At 56.6% G+C, this 20,727-nt stretch carries 10 protein-coding genes; 6 read left to right on the forward strand and 4 right to left on the reverse strand.

Going from position 1 to position 20,727, the window contains the following annotated elements; translation table 11 throughout:
* A partial coding sequence (locus FKB36_RS03520; RefSeq protein ID WP_315901824.1) for an ATP-binding protein occupies positions 1 to 498 on the reverse strand: 498 nt, incomplete at its 3' end.
* Positions 499 to 906: 408 nt separating this feature from the next.
* Between FKB36_RS03520 and FKB36_RS03525 the strand changes: the two genes are divergently transcribed.
* The 4 genes from FKB36_RS03525 (at position 907) to FKB36_RS03540 (ending at position 5,544) form a co-directional block, all read left to right on the forward strand.
* Complete coding sequence (locus FKB36_RS03525) at positions 907 to 1,392, forward strand: hypothetical protein (protein ID WP_261596659.1); 486 nt, start codon at positions 907 to 909, stop codon at positions 1,390 to 1,392.
* A gap of 3 nt (positions 1,393 to 1,395) precedes the next feature.
* Entirely contained in the window at positions 1,396 to 2,181 is a 786-nt protein-coding gene (locus tag FKB36_RS03530) for a DUF1828 domain-containing protein (protein WP_261596660.1), read from the forward strand.
* 429 nt (positions 2,182 to 2,610) lie between these two features.
* On the forward strand, positions 2,611 to 3,750 hold the full coding sequence (locus FKB36_RS03535) for a DNA double-strand break repair nuclease NurA (protein WP_261596661.1): 1,140 nt from the start codon (positions 2,611 to 2,613) through the stop codon (positions 3,748 to 3,750).
* 9 nt (positions 3,751 to 3,759) lie between these two features.
* Entirely contained in the window at positions 3,760 to 5,544 is a 1,785-nt protein-coding gene (locus tag FKB36_RS03540; RefSeq protein ID WP_261596662.1) for an ATP-binding protein, read from the forward strand.
* Positions 5,545 to 5,772: 228 nt separating this feature from the next.
* Here FKB36_RS03540 and FKB36_RS03545 read toward each other — a convergent pair whose 3' ends face one another.
* Complete coding sequence (locus FKB36_RS03545; RefSeq protein ID WP_261596663.1) at positions 5,773 to 11,133, reverse strand: DEAD/DEAH box helicase; 5,361 nt, start codon at positions 11,131 to 11,133, stop codon at positions 5,773 to 5,775.
* A 127-nt stretch (positions 11,134 to 11,260) separates the two neighbouring features.
* Between FKB36_RS03545 and FKB36_RS03550 the strand changes: the two genes are divergently transcribed.
* On the forward strand, positions 11,261 to 12,298 hold the full coding sequence (locus FKB36_RS03550; RefSeq protein ID WP_261596664.1) for a hypothetical protein: 1,038 nt from the start codon (positions 11,261 to 11,263) through the stop codon (positions 12,296 to 12,298).
* Positions 12,291 to 13,178, forward strand: a complete 888-nt coding sequence (locus FKB36_RS03555; RefSeq protein ID WP_261596665.1) for a hypothetical protein — start codon at positions 12,291 to 12,293, stop codon at positions 13,176 to 13,178. The genes FKB36_RS03550 and FKB36_RS03555 overlap by 8 nt, the downstream gene beginning before the upstream one ends.
* 98 nt (positions 13,179 to 13,276) lie before the next feature.
* On the opposite strand, the gene FKB36_RS03560 is transcribed toward FKB36_RS03555, so the two are convergent.
* Together FKB36_RS03560 and FKB36_RS03565 are read right to left on the reverse strand one after the other, a co-directional pair.
* Positions 13,277 to 17,803 carry an AlbA family DNA-binding domain-containing protein gene (locus FKB36_RS03560; protein WP_261596666.1) on the reverse strand — a complete coding sequence of 1,509 codons (4,527 nt, stop codon included), beginning with the start codon at positions 17,801 to 17,803 and terminating at the stop codon, positions 13,277 to 13,279.
* Positions 17,800 to 20,646: a helicase-related protein gene (locus tag FKB36_RS03565; protein WP_261596667.1), complete on the reverse strand. Its 2,847-nt coding sequence runs from the start codon at positions 20,644 to 20,646 to the stop codon at positions 17,800 to 17,802. The genes FKB36_RS03560 and FKB36_RS03565 overlap by 4 nt, the downstream gene beginning before the upstream one ends.
* Between the last annotated feature and the right edge of the window lie 81 nt (positions 20,647 to 20,727).

Below are 20,727 nucleotides of genomic sequence, written 5' to 3' on the forward strand. Positions count from 1 at the left end.
TACTTGTTCGGTTACTTGTTCGGTTACTTGTTCGGTTACTTGTTCGGTTACTTGTTCGGTTACTTGTTCGGTTACTTGTTCGGTTACTTGTTCGGTTACTTGTTCGGTTACTTGTTCGGTTACTTGTCCCTCCGTCTCCTCTACGGCTTCGCGCTTAATTCCGGGTGAGATCTTCTCCGCAAGAAAAACAGTAAACCGAACTTTCATCCCGATCTCCTCGAGCACAGGCTCAGGCAGGTTCTGCTTCTCTGCCTCATCCAGAATACGGCAAAACCCGCTACCCCATTGCTCGATCAGACCCAGTTCCCGAAACACACGCGCGATGACGCGGTTGCGAATTTTAGATACGCCCTGTTTCACATCCTCAATGGTCATGCCCGGAAGCAGGATGCCCGGATTTTCTATCTCCACCCGGTCGTCATAGATGGCAACCCGCAGAGGCGCACCGATCTGCGAATAATCGGCATGTACTATAGCACCTGCTCTGGTTTCGAGTATTCATTGCAACCATGGATGAGCCTATTATGGGCCAATTATGATTCGTTTCAGTTCCTTAACGCAATCTTACGATCCCTCTCACTTTACGTACCTCAATGAGTAGCGCACGCCCGCTCCTGCCGTCCCCTCTTTACGGAAAATGCCTCGTTAAACAAGATCTGTAAGATCCCGCGTTGCGGTTGACTTCTTAACACTTTAGAGGTGATGATATTCCTGATTTGAGATGGAGCCCCCGCTCTTCAGGTAGTGCAGGGAAGCGATCTGCCGCTCATTCAGCCCGAGCGAGTCGAGTCGCTCTCCATATGCGGAGGACGGTTCTCACACCCGTGGTTATGGAAATAGTTATCTTTCTCCCCGGCGACCGTAGAATCATTGAAATGAAATAGTACTCCGGTGGAGGCTACCTGAATGAATTTGCGGCTCACTGATGATGAGATCGATGCGTTACTCAGAGAGGCCAAGCCGCTGCCGGGAGATTTCTCCAGGAGATTTCGCCCTAAAGAGAAGGGCGGCCATAAGGAGTACGAGATCGGTATAGAAGGTGCGAATCAATCCCGGTTCAGGTTAATATTTCGGCAAAGTCTATTCAACTCGCTGGACTTCTCCGTGATCCTCGGCTATATCATTCCAAACACAAACCAGGTGTTCCGGCTACGCCGATATAACGGGAAAAGTCACGAACACACGAACAGGCTTGAGCAGGAGAAGTTTTATGATTTCCACATCCATACTGCAACAGAGCGCTACCAGACCGCGGGCTGGAACGAGGATGGGTATGCGGTTCCGACAGACCGGTACCCGGATCACCACGGCGCGCTGAAGAGCATGTTCAACGACTGCGGGTTTGAGGGTTCAGCGGTAACCACGAAGGATCTTACCGACTGGGGGATATAACCAATGGCAATCGAGGCAATCGAAGAGGAGTTTCGGAGGAAGGTCTGCAGCCAGATCCATCTCCGCCCGGAGGGTATCAACCGGTACCGGGTCTTCACACCGTTTGTCTTTGACGATGGGGATAACCTCGCGATCGTCCTGAAGGATGAGGACGGCGCCTGGACGCTGACGGATGAGGGGCATACCCTCATGCACCTGACCTACTCGATCGACGCAAGGGAGTTAGAGCGGGGAACCCGCCAGAAGGTGATCGCGAGTGTGCTGTCCCGGTTCGGGCTGGAGAACAACCGGGGCGAGCTCGCTATTCGCATCACGGGCGACCGGTTTGGGGATGCCCTCTGGAGTTTCATCCAGGCGCTGATCCGGATATCGGATCTTACGTATCTGTCGAGATCGCGCGTCTACTCCACGTTCCAGGAGGATCTCCGTGCGCTCATCGAGGAGGCTGTCCCTGAGGGGCGCAGGGAGTTTGACTGGCACGATCCCGAGCATGATCCGGAAGGGAAATACACCGTTGACTGCAGGATCAACGGCATGCAGAGGCCGATCTACATCTTTGCACTCGCGAACGACGACCGGGTCCGTGACGCGACGATAAACATCCTGCAGTTCGAGAAGTGGGGGCGGCCCTTCGTCTCGGTCGGCATATTCGAGGATCAGGAGGAGGTCAACCGCAAGGCCCTCGCGAAGTTCAGCGATGTCTGCGATAAGCAGTTCTCAAACCTGCCGGGGAACAAAGACCGGATTATGCAGCACCTCCGGGATATGGCCGGGACGGCTTCCGGCTGAGGTTGCAGCGGCGTCCCGCTCTGCCCGGGGGAGGAATCCCCCTTTCATCACGTGATAAAACCCCCTGGCCCGGAACGTCAGGCCGCTCCCTCCACGATTGCGATCTCCTCCTCGGTGAGCCCGTAGAGTGGGTACACCGGCCGGTCGTGAGCGGCGGGGTGGTGGCGGTGATTGTGCGGGGGCTCGGGGGGGTGAGGCTGCTGGACATAATGTCCCTGGTCCCTGCCGCCCTCATTGCACCTTGTTCTAAAAGGTTTTTCCGAGGGGATTGGATGGCACCTTACTTATTCGGACCGTTGTTATCGATCAGATGTTTCTGACGTTCTAGATCCAAAATTCAGGAGAAGAGACACCTCAAAAGTCAGATCGAAACCGCAACATTAATTATAGCCCTTGCAAAGGTCTTCAATAATCAGGTTCCGTGATTATATGCAGGTAAACTCTCCCGATGTTCAGCCGTTCAACGAATTACCTGAAGCTCTGGTTGAAGAATTGCTCGACCAGTGCGGATCGATGGGAGAGACACTTTCACATTCATTCCGAAATTTACTCGATAATAAGGGCTCCATCCGGAACGATCTGGTTGAGAATGGTTTACTGAGGCATGACTCGGATCTGCTCACAAATCAATCATATCCAACAACCTGTGGCGTCGATGGTGCGTATACGCTGGAGAGGCTGCTTTCAACCGATATGGTTGCAGTAGCAGGAGTCGCCGTTGAAGGGCTGACCCCCCCAAGCGAGACCAGGCACTGGGAATACCCCCATCATCTCTGCGAGGTGCTGCCCGCCAGACACCACGATAAAACGGGCCTTGTCTCAAAGGCGATCATGCTCATGATGGAGCTGGAACTGGCCAGTTCAGCTCCCCACGACGTCATTTTTCTCGACGGGTCATTCACCACGCCTCTCATCAATATCCAGCAAGCATTGTACACCATCGATGGAGTCGATAACCATCTCTCAGAGATCCTGCTCGAACGAATGAAGACCACGATGGAGGCATACGAAACAGTCGTTCATGCCCGGCGGTCTGACCAGCAATTTGTCAGCGTGCCCAAGTACACGTCTCATAACCAGATAACTAAAATTCTCCTGAAAGAGGGCGTATATGAGGACCGGGCGCTCCTCTCCTTTGTACTGCATGCCGGCGAGTATATCCGGCCGTTTCCATTCAAGGTCCCGGATGGCCTGTGGTCTTTTGCAGAACCCCTCCTCAAGGAAACAGGAAGTCTGAAGGCCATCATTGACGGCATGAGTAATCTCTACGTAGTGTATTACCGCCCGTTTCTCCATTCACCAACCTTCAGGTTGGAGCTCCCCCGATCGGTCGCGACCGACAAAAACCGCCTAAGTATGGTCTTCGAAGCGATCAGGTTGCAATGTGGCACTCCCGGGATATTTGAGCCCTATCCCCTCTATCTGGCGGATAGAATGGTGAAACAGATGGGAAAGGTCATTCCTGCCATCAGGAAAGCAACGACGCAGGAGATGCTGCAATTCTGGGACCAGGCAGAGGCTGAGGTGTATCTGCTGATGCACGGCTATCGAACGGAAATTGGACGCTGAGCTGATACCATGTCAGAGATCAAGGAAAATTTTGACCGCACAGAGAAGATCGGAGTCGTCGGATCGCCGTCCTCAACAGCGGGACTGAATATCGATATTCTCGGTACTGCGGTGAAGAAGCGCCTTGTCGGTAGTCTGAGTGTGTTTCACTACACGCAGGACGGTGAAGATCACTACGCTATGGGTCAGATCACCGAAGTGCAGATGCAGAATGTCTGGACCCAGGATCCGACCATGCGGGGTATTATCCGGCAGAAAGGCAGGGTGGATCCGATAACGGAGCGGCAGGACGTCCACACCGCCAATATGATGGTAAGTTCGGTCTTTTCGGATGGGAGCAAGGGGATCGAGCCGAGCTCACTCGGCACGGTCCCTGCGACGGGGACATCGATCCGGCTGCTGGATCAATCCACCATGGAGTCTCTGTTCACAAACTATCGCGATGAGATGTTCTACTTAGGAAATGCCTACGGCACATCGATTCCGATGCCCATGTGGCTCAAGCATTTCGGGAAGTCCCAGGCGGGCAGCGGCGGTGTCGGTGAGGCATACCACATCGGGGTGTTTGGAAAGACGGGCTCCGGAAAATCAGTTCTTGCAAAGATGATGGTGATGGGGTATGCGCAGCACCCGTCAATGAGCATATTCATCCTCGACCCCCAGGGGGAATTCGCCGGCGATCTGGCAGAGGCTTCTCCTCTACGAAAAATATTGGTTGAGAGGTTAGGCAGGAACGTCGAGATCTACGATCTTCACAACCTTGTCCTGGACGATAAAGAGTTGTTCAAGAGGATACTGGCCAACTCCGGATTTTTTGAAGAGCTCGGCATAATCATGGACACAAACCGGTATCGTGCAGCGAATGAGGTGCTGAAAGCGCTCCAGCCAAAGAAACGATCGGCAAAGAAGGGCGGTCTGAGCTCATTTGGTATCGATACAGAATCGTCGTCACCTTCCGGGAGCATCCCACTCCATCAGGCGCACACCCGCGAAGCGTTCGACCGGGTGTGGGATGCGCTCGGCCTGGAGCAGGTTCAGAATAACATTTACACATCAAAAGATACCCGGGAGAGGCTCAGCCTGAATTACGAGACTGCCGATCCCGACGAGTTCTACGAGCGCTGGAGGAAGGTTGCCAACCTCTTCTCGTATGAGCATAAGGTTCGCGGGGTGAAGATCCAGGATCTGGTCAAGAAGATAGGCGAGCGGCAGGGAAATACTATCATCATCGACTTCTCCGAGAACAACATCCCGCCGGACACCTACTGGAACGATTCAATCCGGTTCATCCTGATCGGGGAGTTCCTCAGGACGATCAAAAGCGAGGCGGAGGCGTCATATCGAGCGAAGCAACTGCTCAACTGCCTTGTGGTCATCGATGAGGCCCACCGCCTTGCACCACGGGAAGATCCTGAGACCGAGGATATGAATGTCGTAAGAAATTCACTCATCGACGCCATCCGCACGACACGGAAGTACGGCCTGGGCTGGATGTTCATCAGCCAGACACTCTCCAGCCTGCACCGTGAGATCATAAGCCAGATACGGGTCTACGTCTTCGGGTTTGGCCTGGGGTGGGGGACGGAGCGGTATGCCCTGACAGACATCATCGGGGGTGCTGAGGATGCGATCCAGCTCTACCAGATGTTCCGCGACCCCCAGAGTTCCCTTGGCGAACGCACGTACCCGTTCATGACCATCGGCCCCATTTCGCCGCTTTCGTTCTCAGGGACGCCGCTGTTCTTCAATGCATTGAAGTATCCGGATGAGTTCTTGAGGATGAATTTTGAGTGAATTTTAATCGAGACTACCCCAATGTTCACCGAGACATGGATTCCAGGCCAATCTCCCCCTCTACACCCTAGAGGAACGTGGCAGCGAGATGTATTCGTTGTATAGTATCAGATCTGTTAATTTCCGGTGTTTCTACGGTTTTCACGCCCATTGCCGCGGTACTCAGCGGGTCCAATCAATTCAGGCAAAAGAAACAAAAAAACAAGAAATTTAGATCTGCATTAAGGACTATTGTAGCAACGCAGAAAGGCTCTTAATGCGCTCTTCCAGAGAATCCCGGTAATCTATCGGGAAGACAGTATAGCCCATCAGGTCAAGTCTATCCCTCTTTTGTATATCATCCCGCTTCTGAGCTTCCTGCTCATGATCCGGCCCATCAACAAAGATTACAATCGAGTGACCGTTTTTCTGGTAGGTAAAATCCGGACGGGCAATCATCTCATCTCCTTCTGCAATGACCTCCTGTCCGCTATCCGGAAGAGGAAGACCTGCCTGATAGATCGCCTCAAGAACCTGCTTTTCAAGAGAAGATTCACACCTTGACATAAGTTCATCGAGTCGGTTCTTCGCCGAGGGAGAATGGTCGGGGATGATGCTGACTTCTGCCATCTGAAGAGAACGGAGGAGAGGAAGCACAAGTTTTCGGTCAAGGATGTCGTGGTCGAACTGGTTGTAGTAGTTGCACAGACATTCGTAGCACGCACGGTCACACTTCTTCTCATCATATTCGTGGATGATAGTCAGCGCCTGTCTGATAACCTCGTGGAACGTGGAACGATCAGCGATGGACTCGAGTATTCCGGCGCCCCCTTCCGAAGTCTCGTAGAGAATGATGCTTGACTTCTTCCTGTTCTCGGGATCCGACATCAGGAAGTACCGGATCTCATCTACATCGACGTTCATGCTGATCTGGACGCCCTCGATGATCGCCTGAGCAAGGGTGGTAAAGAACGATCGATACAACTCCTCATCCAGCGGATTTCCCTCACCATCAAGCGGAACGGGCACATCAATCTTGACAACGTCGTGTCGGGTGTTCGTGTAGAGAATGATATTCCTGATGATATTTTCCTCAGTTCCGTTCCTCCAACACCTCTTCATCTCATTCGTTGAGTCAAGGTGGTCTTTCACCCCGTCCTTCCCGAAGATCCAGCGGTTGCATGCCGTGCAGAGTGTGAAGCCCGACTGTGGTTCATCCTTATCGGATGGTATCGGACCGTGGTTGATGCTGACGATCTTTCCCGAATGGTCGTAGGAGAGGGTGAGCAGCGGTTCGCCGGGGTCTCCCGCCACGTAAAATTGTCGTGCGCCTGAGGGGGCATAGTGGCGGGTGACCTCATAGCCGAGACGTTGCCGTTCTTCCTCGTCGCTCGTGATCGTCGATCTGGACTCCGCCAGCTGGTCGGGCATCTCAATTGAATGTTGAATCACTGCTGCATTTTCCAAGGACGCACCACAGTTCCTGCAGGCGCCACCGGTCATTGAGATCTCCTTCTCGTCCAGGAAGACCGCTTCACAGTATGGGCAGATGAGGACGGTGCTCATCGCGGGCTGGTTGTTCTCGGTCCTGAGCCGGGGAGTCCTGACCGAGTACCGGTTCCCGCTGAAGTACACGCTGTTGCCGGGTGCGTACTCGACCAGCGCGATGTTGCGATCCCGCTTCAATTCCGCCTCTTCCGACCCGAAGACCCCCTTGTAGTTGATTGCAAGGGATGTAACCTGTGTGGGGAAGCCGTAGTTGGGGAGGAAACCCTGTGAGCCAAGATACCGATAGGTCGTGAAGTCCCCGCCGCCGTTCCGCATATCGTTCAGTTTCTTCTCGATTGAGTCCCGTCTTCGCTTATAGACGCCTCTCTGCCGATCGGAGATCCGACCTCTCTGCAGGAAGATGTTAATTTCGTCCAGTTCTTTGAGGAGGGCTGAAAACTCACTCCTGAAGAGGTTGAATGCACCGTCAAACGAGGAGACGAACGAATCGACGGTCTGTATGATGAAAGTGTCGTCAAGCCAGTCGAGTGATTGCTTCTCCTCCGCAAGCACCTCGTTGATTGCGTTCAGGATCTGCACCCGGTGTTCCTCGATCATCTCGCCGAGGCGGGTTCTGCTGAGGCCGTTCTCCACATCCGGGGCGCTTTCCGTGAACATGGGGAGGTTATCCTTCTCGAAGTCGAGGATCCCATCGATCTTCTGCGGGATCTTAAGGGTGATGATCTCAAGGATGAGAGCATGGATGTGTGCACGGATCAGCATCCGGTTGTCCATCAGGAATCGGGGGGAGGCGATCTTTCCGGAGATCATCTTTGCTGGATACCGGTAGAAGTACTGGTCATGAGGACCGCGGCGTGATCCGACACCGCAGAACGTGAGGATCATCGAGGCCTGCGACTTCCGTCCAGCACGCCCGGCACGCTGTGCGTAGTTGGAGGGCGATGGGGGAACGTTTCTCAAGTAGACAGCCGAGAGGGTTCCGATATCGATACCCAGTTCCATAGTAGGGGTGCATACGATTACGTTCAGGCTATCCTGTGAATCCCGGAACCGGGTCTCAAGCAGTTTTCGAGTCTCCCCGTCGATCTGTCCGCTATGCTCCTCTGCATGGAGCTGGACCGCTTCCCGGAACGACCTTGTATACTCCTGCCGGAAGTAGTTGTTGGAGAGATCGAGCGAGATTAGGTCGGTGCAGTTCGGGTTGATGCAGAGGTTGAGTTCATGGAAGTGGGTCACCTGCCCGCATTTCCTGCAGACCTGCACCTCTCCGGGAGGAGCGAGCGAGAGTTCGATGATCTCGGGGTTGATCATGGAGAGAGTTCCAACCCGGTCGATACGCTCCTGCTTCAGCCCGCCTTCGCCTGCAAGCACTGCTTCTACATGTTCGACGATCTGTTGCGCTTCTTCAGTGGTCTCTGTTCCCAGCGACTTCTTTGTCCAGCGAACCAGCGACCCGTTCGGGTGGGTGAGACGGAAGACCGTGGCCCGATAGGTCTCTCTCCGCGCGTTGTCGCTGTACCCGGTTGGCCGCGTGGAGAGCAGCTCGTTGTGGAATATGAGATCCGGGTTCAGGAACCGCTCAATCCTTTCGGCAAACTCAAAGGGCCGCATGAAGAAATCGGAGGAGATGGCAAGATTATGCCGCATGATGTCCAGGAACCCCTTCAGGTAATCCTCCCGCCTGCGAGGACCTACCCGCGAGAGTTGAGATACGCCTTCCCAGAGGCTGTCATCCTCGGCGAGGCTGTCCAGCCCGGCATAGGTGACTCGCAGCAGGCCAACATCCTCAAGGTTCGGCTGGTTCTTCTGACGGGTTGAGCCCATTTCGAGGATGGTATTCAGCAGGAGGTATTTCCTGTACACTGGTTCAGCCTGTGAGCCCCTCCGCATTCTGCCCTGACCGGGATCCTTCTCGTATTGAGGGAGAGCACCGTCTGCACGATATTGCATAAAGGTGTCAAAGATGGCGTCACCTGCCTCGGTGAGAGGGAGGGAGTCCTCGGCATGAGCCAGGGCATGATACAGGCCCCGCCTGAAGTGGATCCGCTTCTGGATATTGTTCATGTGGGCGGCCTGTAGGGCTGTATCCTGCCGGTTATCGGAGAATGCGATGACTTTCTGCTCCATTTCAGGGAGGGTGGTGAGCATATTCGAGACTAAAATGTCGGTAGCGGTAGATCTCCCCACAGTGCCGAAGGAGAAGAGTTTGTTGAACTCCCTCCGCGTTCTCAGGTCATATGATACGCCGCAGCCTTCACTCGGACAGAACCGGAACGGCATCTCGATGAGAGTGACGCGGAGTTTCTCCGGGCACAGGCAGATCTCTCCATCTTCTCCATCAACAGTCAGTTTGTTACAGTCCGGGCAGTAAGTGCCGGTCCGCGGAGTGGCTATGGTGCGATACCTCTCTTTGACCGCTCCGGAATCGGTGCACCACCACTCCGGCGGGGATGCCCTTTCCTCGCTAAACTCTCCCAGATAGAGGTACAGGGCTTCTCCCTCCTGCGCGGGAGCATCCAGATCACGTGGTCTGACCGTTCCGTCGGTCAGGAGTTCGACACTGTAGTACTCCTGGCCGCAAGCCCGGCAGAAGACCATGGGGAAGGTGATCCGTGTTCGCCCTCTCTCCGCACAGACCGGGCAGGTGACCTCGCCGGCATCGTGAAGGTGGGGGCCGTCGCGGGAGAGGCAACACTTGATCTCTCTCCCCTGGGAGAAGTACATGTGCATCTTGGGGATGAACCGTTTCTGGAGGGTATCCCCAACAGGCACCTCGCTGAGCATCCCTGCAATGAACGCAGCCTCGATCTCCCGGGCAGCCTCTTCATATGTAGCGTCCTGCCTGACGGTCACGCGATATATGCGGATCAGGTCGGGAATGCTCTTTGGTTCGTCGGCAAGTTGATCCTCGATGAACTGGATGGTCTTCTGCGACCCGAGAGTCTCCCCGAGGTAGGCGGCTGAGGGATCCTGAATCCCGATCGGCTCGCCGATGAGTTGTTCGGTGAGTTCCTTCAGGTAGTCCCTGCCAGGCTCCTTTACCCGGAGCAGGTCGTCGCCGACGAGAACCCTGTCGGGAAGTTTGCTCTCCGTGCCGCGGGGCGGAAGGAGGAATGTCTCTCCGATGACCGATGTGCTGTCAAAGAGTTCACCAAAGAGTTTTGCGGCGAACGCGGCGATGGCCTCTCCTGCCCTCTCACCCTCCCCCTCTCTCACGGTCGCACTGGTTCCGATGCACCGGAGCGTGCCGGTGGTTCCGGTGTGCTGCTTCAGTCTCCGGATGAGGTATGCGGTGTCGGCGCCTTTCTTCCCGGTGTAGGTATGGATCTCGTCGAGGACGAGGTACTTGAGGATGCCGAGGTTCTCCGGCGGGAAGAGGATCTTGTCCTCGAACCGGGTGAGGATGTACTCGAGCATGACATAGTTGGTGATCAGGATGTCCGGAGGGGTTCGCTGGATCTCCTCCCGTGAGATGAGCTCGCTGTCGTAGGGAGCGTCCCGCGCGGTCCGTTCCCGGTATGTGATGAGCGCTTCGTTGTAAGTGTGCGGTGTATCGCCGGTGTAGATGGCGACCTTCAAACCCGAGCCGTCCAGGCGGGCCGCGAGGTCATCGTACTGGGAGTTTGCGAGCGCGTTCATCGGGTAGACGAGGATTGCCTTGATGCCCCGGAGGCCCCGGTCCTGCATCTCAAGACATGTGGAGACGACCGGTATCGCAAAGCAGAAGGATTTCCCGGAGCCGGTTCCCGATGTGACGACGGTGTTCTTCCCGGAGAGTATCGATCGTATTGCGTCACTCTGGTGCCGGTAGAGGCGGACCGGAGAGGAGGATCGGTCTTCCGGGTCCCTGGTGAAGTACTGCGAGGTTTCTGGATGGAGGATATGCTCTCCGGTGAGGGTCACAAATGAGTCTCCATCGGCATACCGGCGAGCAAGCTCGATGTACGGGCCTTTGTAGAGGAGGGTTCCCTCCTCGATCTTTCTGTCGATCCATTCTTTGATGACGGGATTCTTGAATTTCTGGAAAGAACTGACAAAGGTTCGATATGCGCCGGCAACTGTATCGAGGGCTGTTACCGGGTCAAAACTGGTATTTGTCATGGGACGTAATGGATCATCTCTGTTGCAGACAATAAGGTTTATGATAAGGATTGTGTGGATGATGATCGCGGGGCATTTAAGAAGCAAACCCTTTTCTCTATAAATTCCTTACAGTAGGTTAGCAGATATGAAACGCATCCAGACTCTCCAGGGTTTAAAAGAGGTGTTGCAGGCCGGTTTTGATGACAATGAAGCGCTTTTAGAGCAGTACGGCCAGACACACATCACGCAACTTAAAGCGTACCTGCTGGAGACTAATCGTTCCATCGACGAGGTTGGTTGCCCTCTCGGGAGCTGGAAGAGTCTCGATGCCAGCGGCTGGTATATCAATCATGGTAGCCTATCGCCGAATACTCTCTTCCTGGACACTACTCGTGAGCGGGTCTGGATACTTTACACGATACTCGATGCGACCGAAGCAGATGCGGTCACCGATAAATGGATCCGGAATTTGCAGGGCCTTGATAGGTGCTGGTTGTCCAGAAACCATCTTCTTCATTACGATGCTAAGGAATCGTGGCAACAGCGCGGCCTTGGGCTAAAATTTTCCGATGGGCTGGCATCTGATGAAGAAGCAGGATACTTCAGCCTGAAGGCCTGGTATGGAGCAACAGAAAAAGTACATGGTCTGGCAGAGGTACTGGAAACAGCGAGAGAAAATTTTGCAATATATAGCAGTCGTTGGCAGAAACTAAAGGAAGATTCGGTGACGCTGGCTGTAGAGTGGTATAGCAGCGGAAAGGTAACCGTCAACAAAGCAATTGATCTTGACGAGGTTATGTTATCGATCTCCGATATGGCGAATCGGTACGAGGATGCACTGGTTGAGGCGACAACTCTGAGGAATGAGAGCCTGGGAGCTTTTGAACTGAACTTCACCCAGAATATCGACCTTGAAGCATTTTCTAAAGCGGTATCGATGGGTAAAGGAAGGATGAATCTCTGGCTCATTGAAACCGAGACAGAGCCAGATTTCAGGCGGTTCAAGGGTGTAGACCTGCATACATGGGATAGAGTCTTCTTGGATGTCGGGTCTGACTTTGCATACCTGACGGTTCCGGGTAAAGGGTGTGTCAATGCGGCACCTCGGATAGCAACAATCCAGGGTGAAGATAACGCCGGAAAAACCTCAATTTTCTTCGACGGAGTTGAAGTTTTTGATTGAGGTGGACAGGAGGATCATCCTCTGGCGTAATACGATTGCTCTCTTTCACAAGTTGAATAAACCGAGGTTTGTCGGACCGTTTCGAGAGGCAGGGTATGCCTATCGTATCGAACCGATATTATCGGTGCGGAGGACCGGAGAGGAGAAAAACCCCGATATCGTGGCAAGCAGCCCTTCAGGGTGGCTGCTCCTCGAGTTAACCTGCAACGATCACTCAAAGAGTGATAAGCTGGATTCCTACAGACAGATTGATCCGCGAAGTTTGAGCCAGTATGGATTACACGTTCATCAGAGTGCTCCTGACACGATTTGCAGTAGGTTGTCTGAAGTTGATGATGGAGAGCACTGCCAGATAATCGTTAGAGATACTGTTCTTGTCAGGAGGTTGGACTGCCTGAGCGATACGAATCTCAAATCGGCTCTTCAGGAGTTTTCCGGGACGGAGTTAACCAGACTGCCCAATATTGCGATTAACTTGCTACCCGAATCCAAAAACCATGAGGTTCGGAGAGGGTTGGTTGACATCGTAATGCAGCTTTTCCAGCCGGGCAGTGAAGGGAAGACTGCGTATCAGATGGTGGAAGAGGGACTAGATAGACTATCGGATAAGGTCAGCGCAAGTAAGAAAACCGCGATGATGAACAGGGTAAAGCAGGAGATGGATGTTTTGGTGAATCGGGATCTTAAGGGATATCTCGAGCTGAGGGATGACGGTACATACGTTCCAACAGATAAGTTCAAGCCGCATCCAAAGGCGCTTGAGCGCATATCTTCAAGGCTGAGGGAATGGGCGGATCCCACACAACGAAGTCTGAGCTCTTTTGAACCTTGCAGTGATAGTGTCCGGTGCGATGGACCGAACACTGGTGATGGCAGTTAGTGCTGCCTGCCAGGCGGAGGCATGTATTCAGCCAGAGAGGGGAGATCTCAGGTAACCGGCGAATCTTTGTAGCGCTACATGAGAGGGCCTCCCCCCGCTCATTCCTCCTCACCCGCATCGGGATCCCCGGCCCCGCCGGACTTCCGCCTCTCTATATACTCGACCGCTTCACGCATCGAGAGCTTCCGCGACGACGACGACCCCCTGATCCAGAACTCGTCGTCGCCGTTGTTCTTCACGAACACCGGCTCGTTAGAAGCCCTGACCTCAACCGCCCAGAACGCCTTCCCGCTATCTTCGAGCGAGTGGATCATGATCCCGGGGAGGAACCGGTTGCCGAGGTACTGCTTCACCAGGTCATCGAATCGGAGCCGCAGGCCGTCTTCGTTCTTCCGCTGGGAGAGTTTCAGGTCGCCGTCGAGTCCGACGATCCTCCCGGCATCATCGACGCCGACGAAGAGCACCCCGCCGTGGGTGTTCATGAAGGACGCAAGGGTCCTCGCGATGGTGTGCTCGAGCGCCTTGTTCCTCTGCTTCCGCTCCCGGTCCCACGATATTGACTCCTTGAACTCGACCCGCTCGCTCTCGCCGCCGACGATGAGCGCTCTCCAGTCGGGCTTCCCGTCCTTCTCCGGAAGATCGGCCCGCATCACGCGCACAAACTCCCGGGCAAGGTCGTCGTATTTCCGGAGGATGACTTCCTTTGTGCGGTACCTCCCGTACTTCGCCTCGTCCTTGCGCTTCACGATGGGGAAGGTCTCCATGATGTAGTCGACGTCGTCCCGCGAGATCTCGTAGAGGTGGAAGTAGAGGGCGTCGAGGTCGCACCGGAGGTCGAACCGCCGCTCCTCGTCCCAGACGAACGGCCGGGGCGTGCCGTCCTCACCGACGGGGTTCTGCGGGAACCAGGCGTTCCACCGCGCCACGCCCACCTCGGCGAGGACGTCGCGGGCGAAGGGCTCGAGGTCCCGGGCGGTGTAGGTGAGCTCAATGACGCGAGGGGCGATGAAGTCGATGAGGGCCGGGGTGTAGGTGGAGGGGGGGAGGACGGGAAGTTGCTTTATGATATGGTACGTGAAATTTGTCCCACCCATTTTTTGCCGGATAATATAATCAAGAGGATAGGCGATGAAAGATGATATATAGAGCAATACATCCACAAATTCACTCGAGTTGTGAATGTAAATTAGCGGCATTGAATGCCCAACGGGAATATTCGGAAGAATGGAAGCCACGCAGGTTCTTTCATTTGTGGTGTTTGAAATATTCCGAAACCCAATGAGATGATTTTGTTCTGGGTATCTAGTGCGGGCAATGAAATCAGCATATGCTACCCAATATCTGGGCAAGGGAGACTCCTGCGTGTCATTATGGATCTCTTGGAACCTCTGGAATTCGTTACCACTTGGATTGGCATCGGAAAACCGATGGTCGAAGTGCCAAACCATCTTGCCCTCATACAACGGCAGCCAGACCTCCTCCCCCTTCACGAACCGGTTCCCGTCGAGCGCGAACCCCGCCGCCTCCATCTCCTCCTGCGTGCGGAAGAGGTGGGAGTCGTTGGACATATCGAACATTCGCTGGAACGAGACTCCCCAGGGGTTTCCCGCCTCGCCCTTCGTCTCATCGATCAGCACCGGCACATGCCGGTAGACCGCCTTCGTGATCTCCGCGTCGCGCTTCGACCGGAAGATCGGGCAATTCTTCGTGTTCGGGTTGATGAGCAATATCTCCTCGGGCGTGAGGGTGAAGTGCCGGTCGTCGTCGTGGAGGTCGTCGATCGTATGGAGGAAGAAGGCGAGGTCGAATGCGCCAGTGCCTGCCTCCATACCGGCCATCGTGAGCAGGCAGAACTTGAACCTGCTGTCGATCGGGAAGAATTTCTTTCTGTTTTCGATATCGTAAAGGCTCACCAGCGATGCCTCTTCAACGAGATCGCCGAAGAACGGAGCCGTCGTTGCATCGGTCGCGATCCCGGTCGGCACGATGATTCCGGCCCACCCCCGGGAGTTGATCGCCAGTCTAGCAAATTCAGCAAAGACTGTATAAGTGTTGACGTCTCCCGTCCCGGTCAGCGGGAATCGGCCCGATGTGCGGATGAAGAGGCTCTCGCACTCGCTTGAGCACTTTGCGGCGAGGAACTCCCCATAGAGTATAGGGTTCGTCTTCTTCAGCGCCGTAATCATCCGGTTCCGCTCCGTCGCATTCCGGGCGCCGGCGACCGCCGGGTCGCGGGAAGCAAAGAACTCCTTCTCCTGGATCTTGATCCGTTCCCATGGCGGGTTCCCGAGCACGCAGTCGAACCCCCCGTCCGCAAAGACCTCCGGGAACTCGAGGTGCCAGTGGAAGAACCGGTGCTCGTTTGCAATACGCCGTACCTCGGCCAACGTATCCTCAACGAGCATCCCTCCCCCGCTCGCCTGAACCATCCGCACCGTCGCGGTCGTCGGGGCTGTCCTCGCGTGCTCCCCATCCAGAGGCCAGAAGAACGCGGCGCACCAGCTGTCTGCGGCCAGGCGCTCCTTTGCATACTCGGATGAGGCTATCAGCCGCTCATACTCGGTCTTCTTCGCCTCGACGCTGTCGGGGTCGTCCTCAGAGGCCTCCGCAAGCGCCGCAAACCGTCCGGCACAGGCCTCCAGCACCGTAGACCGGGCGGAGAACTCCTCGAACGTCCGGGTCTGCCGTTGCTCCTTGTTTGCCGCTTTGATCCTCTTTGCGACTTCTTTTGAATCTCCCTCCACCGCCGTGTAGGCCTCGTCCGGGATGCCTCCCGCGATCAACTCCGGCGTCGCCCCGACGAGCGAGTTCCCGCACTTGATATGGTGGTCGAGGAAGGAGAGCGGCTTATCGCCCACCAGCGCGTTGATCCAGAGTGAGACCCTCGCGAGTTCCACCGCCATTGGGTTCAGGTCGACCCCATAGATGCAGTGCGCAAGCACGTCCCGCCGGGCTGCCTGCACCTCCTGCGCCGAAGGCAACTCCGTCCCGGCGCGGATCTTCGCCAGTTCCCGGCCGAGCCGGTTTGAGGCCGCGATCAAAAACGCCCCGCTCCCGCACGCCGGGTCACAGACGCGGATCGAGAGGAGCGCCTTCTCCCTCGCTGCAGGATCCGGTCCTGCCCGGGAGAGCCGGTCGGCGATCACCGGGTCAAGAGCGCTCTTGATCAGCTCCGCGATCAGGTCAGGGTTCGTGTAGTACGACCCCGTGGTCTTCCGCTCCGAGCCCCGTGGGTCCAGCATGAACTGGCCGGGCCGGTACTCCCGCCCGTTGACCTCCTCAAAACCCGTGGTGATCCGCGGCGTGTAATCGAGCAGGCTCTCGTATATCGCCCCGATCTCCTCCACCGAGAGGTCGGCGTAACTGATCCGCTGGCGACCGTGACCCCTCTGCCGCCTCCCTCCGGTCTCTGAGACTGTCCAGGTCAGCGAGCGGATCGCGTTCATCAGCGCCGTGTTCCGACACTTCGCATCCTTCAAGAACCGGGCCCCGTCGTTTGAAAAGAGCATCCCGTCGAACGCGTTCACCCCGAGTTCGGGCACCCCCTCCTCAAGCATCCGAAACGTCACAGAGAGCCCTTCCCAGAGGTCGGTGTTCCGGTCGTCCCGCCCCTCAAACGCATCCACCCGCTCCCGAAGCGACGTGATCGAGTACTCCTCAAGGAAGAGGTCCCCGTGGTCCCCGCCGCCGCCGAGCATCCCCCGCTGCTCCGCAAAGAGCATGAAGATGATCCGGTACACCACCATCAGGACCTCCTGATAGTACGCCCGGCAAGCCCCGTCATCGCCCCGCAGCCGCTCGATCAGCGCCCCGTCCAGGAACCCGTTCCCGAACTCCTCGATCGCCTGAACCACGTTCACCCGCAGGCTCTCACCGATCTTCTCCCCCGCCTGACGGCTCACCTCGTAGTACTCCTCCAGCGGCTCTCTGCCGGTCGCAGGATCGCGGGCGAACCGGCTTGCGTGGCAGAACCGGTAGAGCGCAAGGAACTCAGGGTAACTCCGGTTCAGGAAGATCCCTTCGAGATCGAACTCCACATACCCCGGAACCGTCGTATGATGGTAGTCCCGCAGGATCCTGATCACCGTCTCGTTCATCAGCACCGCCCAGGTCGCATCGTGCCGGTTCAGGCAGTCCTGCAGGGCATCGTGGGGTGAAGGCTCCCCGCGGGAGGGACGGACGTCCGGGTCTGTCCCCGGCGCCAGGATATGGATCACCGGAGGTTTCGGGATCCCCTCGCGGGCGAACCAGCCCCGGTGGGAGAACCGGTACTTCAGCCGGTCGCTGATCACGATCTGCTTCGTCGTGGACGTCGGCTCAAACCCGAGCGCATCCAGCACCGGCCGCTGCCAGAGACGCCTGACCTCCTCCGCACTCATCCTTCCAGCCAAGATATCCCGGAACTTCTCATCAAACCGGCGGAGGAGCCGCTCCCATACATCCCTGACCTGCGCGAGGAACTGCGCCTCATCCTGCGGCGGCAGGTCCTCTTCCCGCCAGGGCCGCACGAACGTCATCGGCCGGGCATACTCAAACCCGTGCTTCTCGTCCTGCAGCAGGGAGGCAAAGTGTTCTGTGACAATCCCGCCCGAGACGCGGACAAAAGACTGCTCCCTCCCCCTCATCGCCGCACCTCCGCCGTCGGCACCGGCTCAAGCAACCGCAGCGATATCAGGTCGTGGGAAGCGACCGAAATCTCCGCGGCGCCGGAAAGCCACCCGGGATCGGGGTAGACCGTCGCGAGCTGCTCCCGGAGTGCCTCCCGTTCAGCCACCAATTCCTGGCGCCGGGCCTCGATCCGCTCGGCAAAGATCGACGACCACGTATCCTCGGCAAGCGCCCGGACAAGGTGTTTCTTCACGCTCGCCTCGCGCCCGGGGGGCAACGGCACCATCTCCACACGGTCGAGACCGGCGGCCTCCTCCTCGCCCGGGAAAGACCCCGTGACCAGATCGCAGGCGACCGGCACGATCTCCTCCACCAGCGAAGGGCGTGCCCCGCCGATGCTATAGCGAACGAGGAAGTGGTAGAGCGCCGTCACGTGGGCCACATTCGGGGTCGCCACCACGCAGACCCTGCCGTACATCTTCGTCTCCGGTGAGAAGACATCGCGCTTGACGAGCTCGATCAGGCGGCGCACCACCGGATGGCCTGTGTTCAGTTGCTCGATACCGGCCTCCTGAAGAGCGATCCGCTTCTCGAACGTAGCCTTCTCGATCACATCGGGTAAGCCCGGCACCACCAGATCATTAGAGAGCAGGATTCGCAGTGTCTGGTTGCGGTCATGGTTCTCCGTGATCTCGCAGCCAAAGCGGACAAGCCCATTTCTTACAAAACGCTCGAAATCCTTCTCTGTCCCGATAACCTGCTCCGAAAGCGCCATCCGGGCCCGAACATCCTCGAGATCGACACCGGTCTGCCCGTAGAAACTCTCCCTCTTGATCTTCTCGATAGTCTCTTCGCTGAACGGATCGACCCGCTGCCCCGAACCGGGCCTATCCTGGTACGAATCAAACAGCGTCCGCTGCGCCGGCGGCAGACCGACATCCAGCCCCATCTCCCCGATAAGAGAGATCACGTCCGCATCGTCGCCGAAGAACGGCGGAGAGAATCCATAATCCTCCCGGATCTGTTGGGCCTTCTCGTACAGCACCCGGAGAATCTTTGCATCGAGCGTATCCCGCATCACCAGCGTCCGTATATGCACCTCGGGCTCGGGCTGCCCGTACCGGTCCAGCCGGCCGTTCCGCTGCTCAAGCCGGTTCGGGTTCCACGGCAGCTCGTAGTGAATGACCTGGTTGGCCATATGCTGGAGGTTCACCCCCTCGCTGATGCAGTCGGTCGCGACCAGAACCCCATATTCCGCCTTGATGAATGCCTCCATCACCTCGTGCCGGTTCTTCTCGTTCAGGTCGCCGTACACGGCAAACACATGTGCAGGATCGATGCTCTTCAGCTTCTTCGGTATCTCTCTCGCGAGATAGTCCAGCGTATCCTTGTACCGGGTGAAGATCAGGACCTTCCGCGGGCCGTACTGTCCTCGCATCGCCAGGTCCAGGTAGCCGTTTCTCCGGGTGAGCTCCCGGAGCTTGCTGTCCTTTGCCGGGGTCACGTCCCGTGCCATCTTCATCAGGTCCCGGAGACGCTCCGCTTCCGCTTCCAGTGCCGTCAGGCTCCCGTAAACCACCTGGTCGAGACGCTCGGACGCCTCCTCATCCGAGAGATCGTTGTCCCCTTCTTCATCAAGGGCGACCGCCTTCGCATGCCCCTCCGAGATTGCCTGCTCCTGCCTCTCGTCCTCCTCCCGGATCTTCTCCTCGATCCGCTTGAGCCGGTTCTCAAGCGATATCTGTAACGCACGTGGAGAGGAGAGCCCCCGGCGGTGGAGGTGTAGCACCACCCACCGGGCCATCGTCCTGACTTCAATACGGTCATCCCGTTCTGCGAGATCGAGTAGACCGGTTCCGTAGTTGCTGAGTTCGTTTATGATCGTGTGTTCCTCGGGGAACGCCAGATCGACGGCAACCTCCTTCTGGTCGCGGGCCGGGAACGGATTATCTTCAGCGGCGTGGGAACGGAACCAGTCAACCACATCTTTTCGCCGCCGCTGGCAGACATGGTCTTTCGCCAGGGCCCGGTTGATCACCGGCTCATGCGGCGGGCCGGTTACAATCCCGCAGTCGAGCATGGTAAGGAGGCTCGCAAAGGTATCGGTATAGCCGTTATGGGGTGTTGCTGTGAGCAGCAGGAGATGTTTTGTCTTCTTCGCGACCTCTTTCGCCAGGGTGTGCCGGAGCATGCCAGTGCTCTCCTTCTCGGAACTCTGGTGGGGTTTTGCGGCGAGATGTGCCTCATCGATGATCACAAGATCCCAGCCCGCGCTGATCGCAAAGGGGCGGACCCGCTCGGATTTGATGTAATCGATGGAAGTAATGATGCACGGATAACAATCCCAGGGGTTCGCCCCCGGTGGAATGCCCCTCTCAAGGCCGCGGAGATGCACCGACGAAAAGATCTTTGCATCAATCTGGAAGAAGAACCGGAGCGCATCCTTCCACTGCTCCCGAAGGTTCTGCGGGCAGATGATGAGGATCCGGGATGCCAGGTTCCGGGACTTCAATTCAGAAACGATAAGCCCGGCCTCGATTGTCTTACCAAGCCCGACGTCGTCGGCGATCAGCATCCGGACTCGCTCCCCCTGGTTCAGGGCCATGATCACGGGAGCCAGCTGATACTCTGTCGGGATGACCGCACTCTTCCGCAGGCTCATCAACGGTGCAGTCCCGTGCACCATGGAATACCGGAACGCCTGAACCAGCAGGCGGTTGGTGGCGACATCTCCGATTATCTCCGGGTTCGGCGGATGAATTCTCCCCCTCTCAATCCGTTCAAACGGTGTGAAGAAACGATGCTGCTCTGCGGAATCGCTGTCGATACAGGTCGCACAGAGGATGTCCCCATCGACCAAATCAACTCGCCACAGGCGCCTCCTTAACGATACAATATCTCCTGAACGATATCCCATATGCTCACCAGTTTGGGATGCCTC

This window comes from Methanoculleus formosensis (assembly GCF_025384765.1).
Lineage (GTDB): Archaea > Halobacteriota > Methanomicrobia > Methanomicrobiales > Methanoculleaceae > Methanoculleus > Methanoculleus formosensis.